Source organism: Pseudomonas sp. NPDC087814 (assembly GCF_044742865.1).
GTDB lineage: Bacteria > Pseudomonadota > Gammaproteobacteria > Pseudomonadales > Pseudomonadaceae > Aquipseudomonas.
Genome location: NZ_JBIUVK010000032.1, coordinates 22,874 through 35,398 on the forward strand (window position 1 = coordinate 22,874; position 12,525 = coordinate 35,398).

Consider the following 12,525-nt stretch of genomic DNA (forward strand, 5'->3'; position numbering starts at 1 on the left):
GCCCGATTCACTCATAACGTAAAGCCTGCGCCGGCTGGGTACGTGCCGCGCGCCAGGCTGGATACAGGGTGGCAAGGAAACTCAGGACCAACGCGGCGCCGCCGACCATCAATACGTCCTGGCTCTGCACCTGGGACGGCAAGTAGTCGATGAAGTAGACGTCGGAGTTCAAGAATTTGTGGCCGATCAACACTTCCAGCCCGGCGATAGCAGCGCTGACGTTCAGCGCGGCGAGAATCCCCACCACGGTGCCGATCAAGGTGCCGACGACGCCGATCACCGTGCCCTGGACCATGAAGATCGCCATGATCTGCCCCGGCGTGGCGCCAAGGGTGCGCAGGATCGCGATGTCGCCCTTCTTGTCGTTCACCACCATCACCAGCGTGGAGATGATGTTGAAGGCGGCGACGGCGACGATCAGCAGCAACAGCAAGCCGATCATGGCTTTTTCCATGCGGATGGCCTGGTACAGGTTGCCGTGGGTACGGGTCCAGTCGCGGGCGTAGTACTGGTTTTCACCCAGGTGCTGGGCGATTTCCCACGAGGTACGCGGCGCGTCGAACAGGTCGTTGAATTTCAGGCGCAAGCCCTGGACCTGGTCCGGCTTCCAGCGATGCAGGCGGGCCAGGTCGGTCAGGTTGGTCAGGCCCAGGTAGCCGTCGATCTCACCGGCGCCGACATGGAAGATGCCAACCACGGTAAAGCGCTTCATGCGCGGGAACATGCCCGCCGGAGTCACGGTGACTTCCGGCGCGACGAAGGTCAGCTTGTCGCCGATGCCCACGCCGAGCTTGGCCGCCGCCTTGTCGCCGATAGCGATGCCAAAGCTGCCGGGCGACAAGTCGTCCAGTTTGCCCTGCTGCATGAAGTTATCGATGATCGAGACATTGCGTTCCTGCGCCGGGTCGATGGCATTGAGCAGGACTTTCTGCACCTTGCCGTCATTGGTCAACAGGCCCTGCATCTGGGTGAAGGGCGCAACCGCCAGCACTTTGGGGTTCTGCTTGACCTTCGCGGCCAGGCTTTGCCAGTCGCTGATGGGCTCACCCGACTCGATGGTCGCGTGGGGCACCATGCCCAGCACGCGGGTACGCATCTCATGATCGAAGCCGTTCATCACCGACAGCACCACAATCATCACGACAACGCCAAGGGCGAGCCCGATCATCGAGGTCAGGGAAATGAACGACACAAAATGATTGCGACGTTTTGCACGGGTATAACGCGTGCCAATAAATACGAAGAGAGGTCTGAACATGTCGGGGCTTGTTCGGAGGAAAAGAAGACGTCCTTGTGGCGGGGTCAGGTAAGCAGCTTTACACTCAGACCATCACCGCTGCCTTGGGTTCGCCATGTCGACATTAGATGAAGAAGATCGCCGCGAATACTACCGTATCGAGGACATGATCGCACTGGAAATTACCCCACTGTCGGGCCCGGAAGCGCTGAGCAAGGAAGTGTTGCTGGATGATTCGCCGCTGTTCAATCTGCTCAGCGAGTTGCACCTGAGTGAATTTGAATCCCAGCACTTGCTGCGCCAGATCGGCGAGCGGGACCGCACCTTGGCCGCCTTCCTCAAAGTGCAGAACAAACGCATGGATTTGCTCAGCCAGATCATGGCGCAAAGCCTGCTGGGCGAGATCGGTACGCCGCAGCCCGTGGTCATTTCCGAAGGCGGCATCGAGTTCCTGAACCCCACGGCGATCCAGCCCGACAGCCACCTGGCGGTCAAGCTGGTGCTGATGCCGCAAGCCCTCGGGCTGTTGCTGCGAGCCAAGGTTACCCATTGCGATGCCAAGACCGGTGGCTTTGAAATCGGCACGGAATTCGAAGCCATGACCGATGCCCAACGCCAGTTGCTGGCACGCTATATCCTGCAGAAACAGGCCCAGGAACGGCGCCTGGCGCGGGAAAAAAGCGACGAATCCGACACCTGAATACGATCATTGAATGGCGCGTCGCGTCATCCATCCAGCCAGGAACCCTGGCGTAAAGGAGCAACTGTGACCCTGATTTATGGCCACCGCGGTGCCAAAGGCGAAGCACCGGAAAACACCCTGACCAGCTTCCAGGAATGCCTCAAGCACGGCGTGCGCCGCTGCGAACTGGATTTGCACCTGTCCATGGACGGCGAGCTGATGGTCATCCACGACCCGACGCTCAAGCGCACCACCGACCGGCGCGGCAAGGTCGTCGAGTATTCAGCCGCCGACCTGGTGAAGATGGACGCGCGCAAAGGCGGCCCAGGCTGGGTCAACCCTTGCCCGATCCCGCGCCTGGAAGAGCTGTTCGAACAGTGCGACTTCGACCACTGGCAACTGGAAGTCAAAAGCGCATCGCGCACCCGTGCGGCAACCACCGTGCTGGCGATCCGTGAAATGGCTCAGCGTTTCGGGCTGATGGACAAGGTCACCGTGACCTCAAGCTCGCGGGAAGTGTTGAAAGCGGCGCTGGACCTCACCCCGGACCTGTCCCGCGGGCTGGTAGCCGAATACGCCTGGCTCGACCCGTTGAAGGTCGCGGCCAACTATGGCTGTGAGATTCTGGCGTTGAACTGGACGTTGTGCACCCCTGAGCGTCTGGAAAAAGCCCAGCGCCAGGGTTTGCACGTGTCCGTATGGACCGTCAACGAACCCGCGCTGATGCGCAGGCTCGCCGACTTCGGCGTAGATAGCCTGATTACAGACTTTCCCGGTTTGGCCACTGCCACCCTCGGGAATTACTGAAATCGGTCTCCCCGGCCGGCTCAGGCCACCGGCCGGAGCCGCTCAAAAAAGCCGGTTGAGGCCGTCGTAGGCCGCTACCCGATAGGCTTCAGCCATAGTCGGGTAGTTGAACGTGGTGTTGACGAAATACTTGAGGGTATTCAGCTCACCCGGCTGGTTCATGATCGCCTGGCCGATGTGCACGATCTCCGACGCCTGATAGCCGAAGCAATGCACGCCCAGCACTTCCAGAGTCTCGCGGTGGAACAGGATCTTCAGCATGCCCTGGGGCTCACCGGCGATCTGCGCACGCGCCATGCTCTTGAAGAACGCCTTGCCGACTTCATAAGGCACCTTGGCCTTGGTCAGTTCGTGCTCGTTCTTGCCGATCGAGCTGATCTCGGGAATCGTGTAGATCCCGGTCGGCACGTCGTTGACGTAGCGCCAGCTGCCGTTGTCGACAATGCTGCCAGCGGCCGAGCGGCCCTGGTCATGGGCGGCACTGGCCAGGCTTGGCCAGCCGATCACGTCACCGGCACCGTAGATGTTCGGTACGCAGGTGCGGTAGTTCTCGTCGACTTCGATCTGGCCACGGCTGTTGACCTTCACACCGATGTTTTCCATGCCCAGCTTGTCGGTGTTGCCGGTACGGCCGTTGCACCACAGCAAGGCGTCGGCCTTGATCTTCTTGCCGGATTTCAGGTGCAGGATCACACCGTTGTCCAGGCCTTCGACCCGCTCGTACTCTTCGTTGTGGCGCACGGTGATGTTGTTGTTGCTGAAGTGGTAACTCAACGCCTGGGAAATTTCCGAGTCGAGGAAGCTCAGCAACTGGTCGCGGTTATCCACCAGCTCGACCAATACACCCAGGCCGCTGAAGATCGAGGCGTATTCACAGCCGATCACGCCGGCGCCGTAGATGATCAGTTTGCGCGGGGTGTGGCCCAGGCTGAGGATGGTGTCTCTATCGTAGATACGCGGGTGGTGGAAATCGATATCCGCCGGGCGATACGGACGCGAGCCGGTGGCGATGATGATGTGCTTGGCTACCAGCTTCTCGACCACGCCGTTGGCGCAGACCACTTCGACGGTTTGCTCGTCGGCGAAGCTGCCGGTGCCGAAGAACAGGTCGACGCGGTTACGGGCATAGAAGCCGGTACGCGAGGCAACCTGTTTGGAAATGACTTTTTCAGCGCTCTTGAGCACGTCCGGGAACGAAAACCAGCGCGGCTCACCAATGGCCCGGAACATCGGGTTGGTGTTGAACTGCATGATCTGGCGCACCGAGTGACGCAAGGCCTTGGACGGGATGGTACCCAGGTGGGTGCAGTTACCGCCGACCTGGCGACGGCTATCGACCATCGCCACCTTGCGCCCTGCTTTGGCGGCGTTCATCGCCGCACCTTCTCCAGCTGGGCCGGAACCCAGTACCACCACGTCGTAGTTGTAGACAGCCATGCGTACTCCTCAGAACAGGCCAGGGCGCACGGTTGGACGCCTGGCTAAATCATGCCGCGGCCAGCGGTCATGAAGGATCAATGTGGCTCAAGTGTGTGAGCCGGGGCACAGTCTATAGAACGCTCAACGTCGCGCACATTAACCCTTGGTCGCGTCGTAGGCCAGTTTTGCCTTTACTACACGGCGCTCGTTATTGAATTAACCTGTAGGCAAGCACCTTTTCAGGACTGGCCATTATGAAGCATGTCGTCATTTGTTTATTGCTGATGTTTTCGGTCCCGGTTCTGGCGAATGAGGCTGATCGCCTCAAACAAGCCGATTTTCCGCCGCAATCTCATCAACTGGTGCTGAAAAACCAGGCCGTCCTGACCTACCTGTGGGCAGACGTCTATGCGGCGGCATTGTTCGCCCCGGCTGACCTGAGCGCCAAACAAGCCCTGGATCAGCAAAAAGACCTGCGCCTGGAGCTGTATTACTTTCGCGATATCGACCGCAACGATGTGATCAAGGCCGCCACTGCCACCCTCGAACGTCAGCAAACACCCGCCACCCTCGCCCGCCTGAAGCCTGAACTGGATCAATTGCACAAAAGCTTCCGCAACATCCGCAGCGGCGACCGTTATGCGCTGGACTTCCAGCCTCAGCGCGGCCTGAACCTGGAAATCAACGGCACGGTGGTGTTCAGCAGTCGCAATGACGAGCTGGCCAAGGCTTACCTGGGAATCTGGCTGGCACCAAAAGGCTTGTCCGACAGCCTGCGTAACACCCTCCTCAACTGATCGCAAAAACCCTGTGGGAGCGGGCTTGCTCGCGAATGCGGTGTGTCAGTGGCTCATAAGCTGACTGACACACCGCATTCGCGAACAAGCCCGCTCCCGCATTGGATTTTCATCACCGGGAGGCCTGCGGCAATTTGCCAGCTTGCTATCGGTTTTTTGTTGCCTGTGGTGGCTTATACACATATCGTTACAAAACTGTTCAGCGCCAGCCTCGTGCCAGAGCTTCAACAGCAAGGACGGTTGCGACCAGGGATTACTAATAAGATAGCCAAAATGAGTGCATGACATGTCCACTACAACGGGCAAGGGCAAGGCGATCTTTCGCGTTGTCAGCGGTAACTTCCTTGAGATGTTCGACTTCATGGTCTACGGCTTCTACGCCACGGCCATTGCCAAGACATTTTTCCCCACCGACAGCGCGTTCGCGTCCCTGATGCTGTCCCTGGCGACCTTTGGTGCCGGGTTCCTGATGCGTCCGCTGGGCGCGATTTTCCTCGGTGCCTATATCGACCGTCACGGCCGTAAAAAGGGCCTGGTGATCACCCTGGCGATGATGGCCGCCGGTACCGTGCTGATCGCCTGCGTTCCCGGGTATGCCACCCTGGGCGTCGCGGCGCCGTTGCTGGTGCTGTTCGGCCGCCTGCTGCAAGGCTTCTCCGCCGGTGTCGAACTGGGCGGCGTGTCGGTGTACCTGGCGGAAATCGCCACTGCGGGCCGTAAAGGCTTCTTCGTCAGCTGGCAGTCCGCCAGCCAGCAAGCCGCCGTGGTATTCGCCGGCCTGCTGGGCGTAGGCCTCAACCACTGGCTCAGCCCGGAAGAAATGGGTGACTGGGGCTGGCGCGTGCCGTTCCTGATCGGCTGCCTGATCGTGCCGGTGATCTTCGTGATTCGTCGCTCCCTGGAAGAAACCCCGGAATTCCAGGCGCGCAAACACCGCCCTACCCTGCAGGAAATCGTCCGCTCGATCGGCCAGAACTTCGGCATCGTCATCGCCGGCATGGCGCTGGTGGTGATGACCACCGTGTCGTTCTACCTGATCACCGCCTACACCCCGACCTTCGGCAAGGCCGAACTGCACCTGTCGGACTTCGACGCGCTGCTGGTCACTGTGTGCGTGGGCATCTCGAACTTCATCTGGCTGCCGGTGATGGGCGCGGTGTCCGACAAGATCGGGCGTAAACCCCTGCTGCTGGGGGCGACTATTCTGGCGATCCTCACCGCTTATCCAGCGCTGTCCTGGCTGGTGGCCAATCCGAGCTTCAGCCATCTGCTGATCGTGCTGCTCTGGCTGTCGTTCCTGTATGGCTCGTACAACGGCGCGATGGTTGTAGCGCTGACCGAGATCATGCCGGTAGAAGTGCGCACCACCGGCTTCTCCCTGGCCTATAGCCTGGCAACGGCGACCTTTGGTGGTTTCACACCAGCGGCGTGTACCTACCTGATCCACGTGCTGGACAACAAGGCCGCACCGGGCATCTGGCTCAGCGGCGCGGCGGTGCTGGGCTTGATCGCCACATTGATTCTGTTCAAGGGCAACCGGCATGAACTGCGTACCGCGCAGGCCTCTGTAGTCGGCGGCGCTTGATAGGCCGCTTTCGCGAGCAAGCCCGCTCCCACATTTGAAATGTATTCACAAATCAAAATGTGGGAGCTGGCTTGCCTGCGATGAGGCCGGTACAAGCAACACAAAAACAACAGACATAAAAAAGCCCCGAATCAGTCGGGGCTTTTTCATTTACCGCTGATGCTTAGCGCGGGAATGCTGGCGGGTTAACCCCGGCCATGTCTTCCATCACACGAACCACCTGGCAGCTGTAACCGAATTCGTTGTCGTACCAGACGTACAGAACAACGCGGTTGTCTTGAGTGATGGTCGCTTCAGCGTCCACCACACCGGCGTGGCGCGAGCCCACGAAGTCGGTGGAAACCACTTCCTGCGAGTTGACGAAGTCGATTTGCTTGTGCAGATCGGAGTGCAGCGCCATGTAGCGCAGGTACTCGTTCATCTCTTCACGGGTGGCGGCTTTCTCAAGGTTCAGGTTGAGAATGGCCATCGACACGTTCGGCGTCGGCACACGGATCGCGTTACCGGTCAGCTTGCCGGCCAGCTCAGGCAGGGCCTTGGCAGCAGCGGTGGCAGCACCGGTCTCGGTGATCACCATGTTCAGCGCGGCGCTACGGCCACGGCGATCGCCCTTGTGGAAGTTGTCGATCAGGTTCTGGTCGTTGGTGTACGAGTGAACCGTTTCAACGTGACCGTTAACGATGCCGAACTTGTCATTCACAGCCTTCAGCACCGGCACGATGGCGTTGGTGGTGCAGGAAGCGGCGGACACGATCTTGTCGTCAGCGGTGATTTCACCGTGGTTGATGCCGTGCACGATGTTCTTCAGCTTGCCCTTGCCAGGCGCAGTCAGGACAACGCGGTCGATACCCGGGCACGCCAGGTGCTGGCCCAGGCCCTCGGCATCACGCCACACACCGGTGTTGTCCACCAGCAGTGCGTCCTTGATGCCGTACTGGGTGTAATCCACCTCAGACGGGTTCTTCGCGTAGATCACCTGGATCAGGTTACCGTTGGCGGTGATGGTGTTGTTTTCTTCGTCGATGACGATGGTGCCGTTGAACGGACCGTGGACCGAGTCACGACGCAGCAGGCTCGCGCGCTTGGTCAGGTCGTTTTCAGCACCTTTACGCACCACGATGGCACGCAGGCGCAGGCCGTCGCCGCCACCGGTTTTTTCGATCAGGATGCGCGCCAGCAGGCGGCCGATACGACCGAAACCGTACAGCACAACGTCGGTGCCTTTGCGGGCTGCGGCGTTTTGCTGGCCAACCACGTCGGCCATTTCTTCACGTACGAACTGCTCGGCGGTGCGGCCAGCGCCTTCCTTGCGGAATTTATAGGCCAGCTTGCCCAGGTCTACCGAAGCCGCGCCGAGCTTGAGCTCGCTCATGGCTTTAAGCAGAGGGAATGTTTCGTGGACGGAGAGTTCGCTATCGTCGGCAGAACGATGGCGAGCAAAGCGATGAGCCTTGAGAATCGCGATGACTGATTGGTTGATCAGGCTGCGGCCATAGATCGAGCTCACCACGTTGTTATTGCGGTATAGCTGACCGATAAGCGGAATCATCGCTTCAGCGAGTGCTTCACGGTCGATCCATTCACCAAGACACTGGTCGGGCTTCTGAGTCACGGGAACCTTCCACATGTAGGGGCAGAAAAAAGGGGCTACATTATGCCGCCCGACCGCCCTCGGAGCAATGCGCGGCCCGCAACAAAACCCCTTGCAAAAAAATATCGCCCCTCTGCAGCCCAGTAAATACGCGGCTTCCAGCGCACCCCCTGTTGGACCAATGTGACAAAGTGTCCGTAACCCTCCGAAACATACACCGATTTCGGCACTACATAATGAGTCAAAAGGCACCTTTGTTTGTCTTAGCCACTACATTTCCTACAAACCGTAATAGGCTCAGTCAGCAACTGACAGGCGGCACTCCGGGCCGTTACAATTACCGACTTTGTCGCAACGCTTGGAGCTCAACCTTCCGTGCCCGTTCTGCGTCTACCGCTTCTCCCTGCCGCGGCAGGTAAACAGCACTGGGGCAATCTGCCCGGTGCCGCCCTGAGCCTGGCCATCGCCGAGGCTGCCAGCGCTGCCAAGCGCTTTACCCTGCTGCTCACCGCCGACAGCCAAAGTGCCGAGCGGCTGGAACAGGAGCTGAGTTTCTTCGCCCCCGATTTGCCGGTACTGCATTTTCCGGACTGGGAAACCCTGCCCTACGATCTGTTCTCGCCGCACCAGGACATCATTTCCCAGCGCATCGCCAGCCTGTACCGCTTGCCGGAACTGGCCCACGGCGTGCTGGTGGTGCCGATCACCACGGCCCTGCACCGCTTGGCACCGACCAAGTTCCTGCTGGGCAGCAGCCTGGTGCTGGATATCGGCCAGAAGCTCGATGTGGAGCAAATGCGCACCCGGCTTGAGGCCAGCGGCTATCGCTGCGTCGACACGGTGTACGAGCACGGTGAGTTCGCCGTGCGTGGCGCGTTGATCGACCTGTTCCCGATGGGCAGCAAACTGCCCTACCGGATCGACCTGTTCGACGACGAAATCGAAACCCTGCGCACCTTCGATCCGGAAAACCAGCGCTCCATCGACAAGGTGCAGTCGATCAAGCTGCTGCCGGCCCGGGAGTTCCCGCTGCAAAAAGACGCGGTCACGCGCTTCAAGGCACGTTTCCGCGAGCGCTTCGACGTGGACTTCCGTCGCTGCCCGATCTTCCAGGACTTGAGCAGCGGGATTACCCCCGCCGGTATCGAGTATTACCTGCCGCTGTTCTTCGACGAAACCTCCACGCTCTTCGATTACCTGCCTCAGGACACCCAGGTGTTCTCGCTGCCAGGCATCGAACAGGCAGCGGAGAATTTCTGGAATGACGTGCGCAACCGTTATGAAGAACGCCGCGTCGACCCGTCCCGTCCTTTATTGCCACCGGCCGAGCTGTTCCTGCCGGTGGAAGACTGCTTCGCCCGCCTGAAAAACTGGCCGCGGGTAGTCGCCAGCCAGCAGGACGTGGATGCAGGCGCCGGCCGCGAGCGCTTTCCGGCGCAAGCGCTGCCGAACCTGGCGATTGAAGCCAAGGCTAACCAGCCGCTGGAAGCGCTGTCGAATTTCCTCGGTGACTTCCCCGGCCGCGTGCTGTTTACCGCCGAGTCCGCCGGGCGCCGCGAGGTGCTGCTGGAGTTGCTGGAACGCCTGAAGCTGCGGCCGAAAACCGTCGATAGCTGGCCGGACTTTGTCGCGAGCAAGGACCGCCTGGCGATCACCATCGCACCGCTGGACGAAGGCCTGCTGCTGGACGACCCGGCCCTGGCACTGATTGCCGAAAGCCCGCTGTTCGGTCAACGGGTGATGCAGCGTCGCCGCCGCGAAAAGCGCGCCGATGCCAACAACGATGCGGTGATCAAGAATCTCACCGAACTGCGCGAAGGCGCGCCGGTGGTGCATATCGACCACGGCGTGGGCCGTTACCTGGGCCTGCAGACCCTGGAGATCGACAACCAGGCCGCCGAATTCCTCACCATGGAATATGCCGAGGGCGCCAAGCTTTATGTGCCCGTGGCCAACCTGCACCTGATCGCCCGCTACACCGGCAGCGACGACGCCCTCGCGCCGTTGCACCGCCTGGGCTCCGAGACCTGGCAGAAAGCCAAGCGCAAGGCCGCCGAACAGGTACGCGATGTGGCCGCCGAGTTGCTCGACATCTATGCCCGTCGCGCCGCCCGCGAAGGTTATGCGTTTGCCGACCCAAAAGCCGACTACGCCACCTTCAGCGCCGGCTTCGCCTTCGAAGAAACCCCGGACCAGCAAACCACCATCGATGCCGTGCGCGCCGACATGCTGGCGCCCAAGCCGATGGACCGCCTGGTGTGCGGCGACGTGGGCTTCGGCAAGACCGAAGTGGCAATGCGCGCAGCGTTTATTGCGGTGCACGGTGGCCGCCAAGTGGCGATCCTCGTCCCCACCACCCTGCTCGCCCAGCAGCACTACAACAGCTTTCGCGACCGCTTTGCCGACTGGCCGGTGACTGTGGAGGTGATGAGCCGCTTCAAATCGGCCAAGGAAGTGAATGCGGCCATCGCCGACCTGGCGGAAGGCAAGATCGACATTGTCATCGGCACTCACAAGCTGCTGTCGGATGACGTGAAGATCAAGAACCTCGGGCTGGTGATCATCGACGAAGAACACCGCTTCGGGGTTCGCCAGAAAGAACAGCTCAAGGCCCTGCGCAGTGAAGTCGACATCCTGACGCTCACCGCCACGCCGATTCCGCGCACGCTGAACATGGCGGTGTCGGGCATGCGCGACCTCTCGATCATCGCCACGCCGCCGGCGCGCCGGTTGTCGGTGCGCACCTTCGTCATGGAGCAGAACAAAAGCACGGTCAAGGAAGCCCTGCTGCGTGAGTTGCTGCGCGGCGGCCAGGTGTACTACCTGCACAACGATGTAAAAACCATCGAGAAATGCGCCGCCGACCTCGCCGAACTGGTGCCGGAAGCACGGATCGCCATCGGCCACGGGCAGATGCGCGAGCGCGAACTCGAACAGGTGATGAGCGACTTCTATCACAAGCGCTTCAACGTGCTGATCGCCTCGACCATCATCGAGACCGGCATCGACGTGCCGAGCGCCAACACCATCATCATCGAGCGCGCCGACAAGTTCGGCCTGGCGCAGCTGCATCAGTTGCGCGGCCGGGTCGGGCGCAGCCACCACCAGGCGTATGCCTATCTGCTGACGCCGCCGCGCCAGCAGATCACTTCCGACGCCGAGAAGCGCCTGGAAGCGATCGCCAACACCCAGGACCTCGGCGCCGGCTTTGTGCTGGCCACCAACGACCTGGAAATCCGCGGCGCCGGCGAACTGCTGGGCGACGGCCAGAGCGGGCAGATCCAGGCCGTCGGCTTCACCCTGTATATGGAAATGCTCGAGCGCGCGGTGAAGTCCATCCGCAAGGGCGAACAACCGAACCTCGACCAACCGCTGGGTGGCGGCCCGGAGATCAACCTGCGCCTGCCGGCGCTGATCCCCGAAGACTACCTGCCGGATGTGCACGCGCGACTGATCCTGTACAAGCGCATCGCCTCGGCCACCGACGAAGAAGGTCTCAAGGACCTTCAAGTGGAGATGATCGATCGCTTCGGCCTGTTGCCGGAGCCGACCAAGAACCTGGTGCGCCTGACCCTGCTCAAACTGCAGGCCGAGCAACTGGGCATCAAGAAGGTCGACGCCGGGCCGCAAGGTGGGCGTATCGAATTCGAAGCGCAGACGCCGGTGGACCCACTGGTGCTGATCAAGCTGATTCAGGGCCAGCCCAATCGCTACAAGTTCGAAGGGGCTACGCTGTTCAAATTCATGGTGCCGATGGAACGCGCCGAAGAACGCTTTAATACACTGGAGGCGCTGTTTGAGCGCCTCATCCCGAAATCTGCTTGAAGGACGCCCCAATGCGCCTGTTCCGCATTTTGAGCTTGTTGTTGGTGGTCGTTGCGCCTTCGGCGTTCGCCGACAGCCCGTACCTAGTGGAGATGATCCTGGTGCGCCAGAACGCCGAGCCGGTGATCAACAGCCGTGCGGCGCCGGAAAACTGGGACGCCGGCGCACCACGCCTGGGGACTGACAAAATGAGCCCGCCACGACTGGGCAATATTGTCGAGAAGCTGCAAGCCAGCAGCGACTACACCGTATTGCTGCACAAGTCCTGGGAACAGAATCTCGGTGAGCAACCGGTGAAGCTGGCCATCAGCGATGGCCAGGAACAGTTCGGCCAGTTCCCCATCGAAGGCACCCTGAACCTGCAGCTTGGACGCTTTACCGATATCGACGCAGACTTCTGGGTCAACCAGTTCGACGCCAACGGCAGCGTCATCGCCAGCGAACACCTCAGCCAGCAAGACGTGCGCACCAAGAACAACCAGCTCAACTACCTGGACGGCGGCCACCTCGCCCTGCTGATCAAGATCACTTCGCTGACCGCCAAGCCGCCCAGCGCTCCACCGCCCGATGTCCAGGACTGAT

The 12,525-nt window shown here is 60.7% G+C and carries 9 protein-coding genes; 6 read left to right on the forward strand and 3 right to left on the reverse strand.

Annotated elements, in window-relative coordinates; genetic code table 11:
- Nucleotides 1–7: 7 nt before the first annotated feature.
- Nucleotides 8–1,258 (reverse strand): lipoprotein-releasing ABC transporter permease subunit, encoded by a 1,251-nt coding sequence (locus tag ACIOMR_RS21035; protein WP_003218943.1) that lies wholly within the window; start codon nt 1,256–1,258, stop codon nt 8–10.
- Between the two features lie 94 nt (nt 1,259–1,352).
- Between ACIOMR_RS21035 and ACIOMR_RS21040 the strand changes: the two genes are divergently transcribed.
- Both ACIOMR_RS21040 and ACIOMR_RS21045 read left to right on the forward strand, forming a co-directional pair.
- Nucleotides 1,353–1,937, forward strand: a complete 585-nt coding sequence (locus ACIOMR_RS21040) for a PilZ domain-containing protein (RefSeq protein ID WP_003218944.1) — start codon at nt 1,353–1,355, stop codon at nt 1,935–1,937.
- A 66-nt stretch (nt 1,938–2,003) separates the two neighbouring features.
- Nucleotides 2,004–2,726, forward strand: coding sequence for a glycerophosphodiester phosphodiesterase family protein (locus ACIOMR_RS21045; RefSeq protein ID WP_003218946.1), 723 nt, complete (start codon nt 2,004–2,006; stop codon nt 2,724–2,726).
- 42 nt (nt 2,727–2,768) lie between these two features.
- On the opposite strand, the gene sthA is transcribed toward ACIOMR_RS21045, so the two are convergent.
- Nucleotides 2,769–4,163 (reverse strand): Si-specific NAD(P)(+) transhydrogenase, encoded by a 1,395-nt coding sequence (gene sthA / locus ACIOMR_RS21050; RefSeq protein WP_401196178.1) that lies wholly within the window; start codon nt 4,161–4,163, stop codon nt 2,769–2,771.
- Nucleotides 4,164–4,399: 236 nt separating this feature from the next.
- On the opposite strand from sthA, the gene ACIOMR_RS21055 reads away from it, so the two are divergent.
- Both ACIOMR_RS21055 and ACIOMR_RS21060 read left to right on the forward strand, forming a co-directional pair.
- Nucleotides 4,400–4,942, forward strand: a complete 543-nt coding sequence (locus tag ACIOMR_RS21055; RefSeq protein ID WP_102605707.1) for a chalcone isomerase family protein — start codon at nt 4,400–4,402, stop codon at nt 4,940–4,942.
- Nucleotides 4,943–5,228: 286 nt separating this feature from the next.
- The gene (locus ACIOMR_RS21060; RefSeq protein WP_214499227.1) at nt 5,229–6,527 is read left to right on the forward strand and encodes an MFS transporter; all 1,299 of its coding nucleotides are present in this window, start codon (nt 5,229–5,231) and stop codon (nt 6,525–6,527) included.
- Nucleotides 6,528–6,690: 163 nt separating this feature from the next.
- Here the strand turns inward: ACIOMR_RS21060 and ACIOMR_RS21065 are convergent, their stop codons facing one another.
- Complete coding sequence (locus tag ACIOMR_RS21065; RefSeq protein WP_023659083.1) at nt 6,691–8,154, reverse strand: glyceraldehyde-3-phosphate dehydrogenase; 1,464 nt, start codon at nt 8,152–8,154, stop codon at nt 6,691–6,693.
- A 339-nt stretch (nt 8,155–8,493) separates the two neighbouring features.
- On the opposite strand from ACIOMR_RS21065, the gene mfd reads away from it, so the two are divergent.
- Nucleotides 8,494–11,943 (forward strand): transcription-repair coupling factor, encoded by a 3,450-nt coding sequence (gene mfd / locus ACIOMR_RS21070; RefSeq protein ID WP_087693658.1) that lies wholly within the window; start codon nt 8,494–8,496, stop codon nt 11,941–11,943.
- Between the two features lie 11 nt (nt 11,944–11,954).
- On the forward strand, nt 11,955–12,524 hold the full coding sequence (locus tag ACIOMR_RS21075) for a CsiV family protein (RefSeq protein ID WP_003218957.1): 570 nt from the start codon (nt 11,955–11,957) through the stop codon (nt 12,522–12,524).
- The last annotated feature ends 1 nt before the right edge of the window (nt 12,525 follow it).

Bases quoted from the DNA above. Each gene is read 5' to 3' on its own strand.
- ACIOMR_RS21035 (WP_003218943.1), bottom strand. From the start codon at position 1,258: ATGTTCAGACCTCTCTTCGTATTTATTGGCACGCGTTATACCCGTGCA.
- ACIOMR_RS21040 (WP_003218944.1), top strand. From the start codon at position 1,353: ATGTCGACATTAGATGAAGAAGATCGCCGCGAATACTACCGTATCGAG.
- sthA (WP_401196178.1), bottom strand. From the start codon at position 4,163: ATGGCTGTCTACAACTACGACGTGGTGGTACTGGGTTCCGGCCCAGCT.
- ACIOMR_RS21055 (WP_102605707.1), top strand. From the start codon at position 4,400: ATGAAGCATGTCGTCATTTGTTTATTGCTGATGTTTTCGGTCCCGGTT.
- ACIOMR_RS21060 (WP_214499227.1), top strand. From the start codon at position 5,229: ATGTCCACTACAACGGGCAAGGGCAAGGCGATCTTTCGCGTTGTCAGC.
- ACIOMR_RS21065 (WP_023659083.1), bottom strand. From the start codon at position 8,154: ATGTGGAAGGTTCCCGTGACTCAGAAGCCCGACCAGTGTCTTGGTGAA.
- ACIOMR_RS21075 (WP_003218957.1), top strand. From the start codon at position 11,955: ATGCGCCTGTTCCGCATTTTGAGCTTGTTGTTGGTGGTCGTTGCGCCT.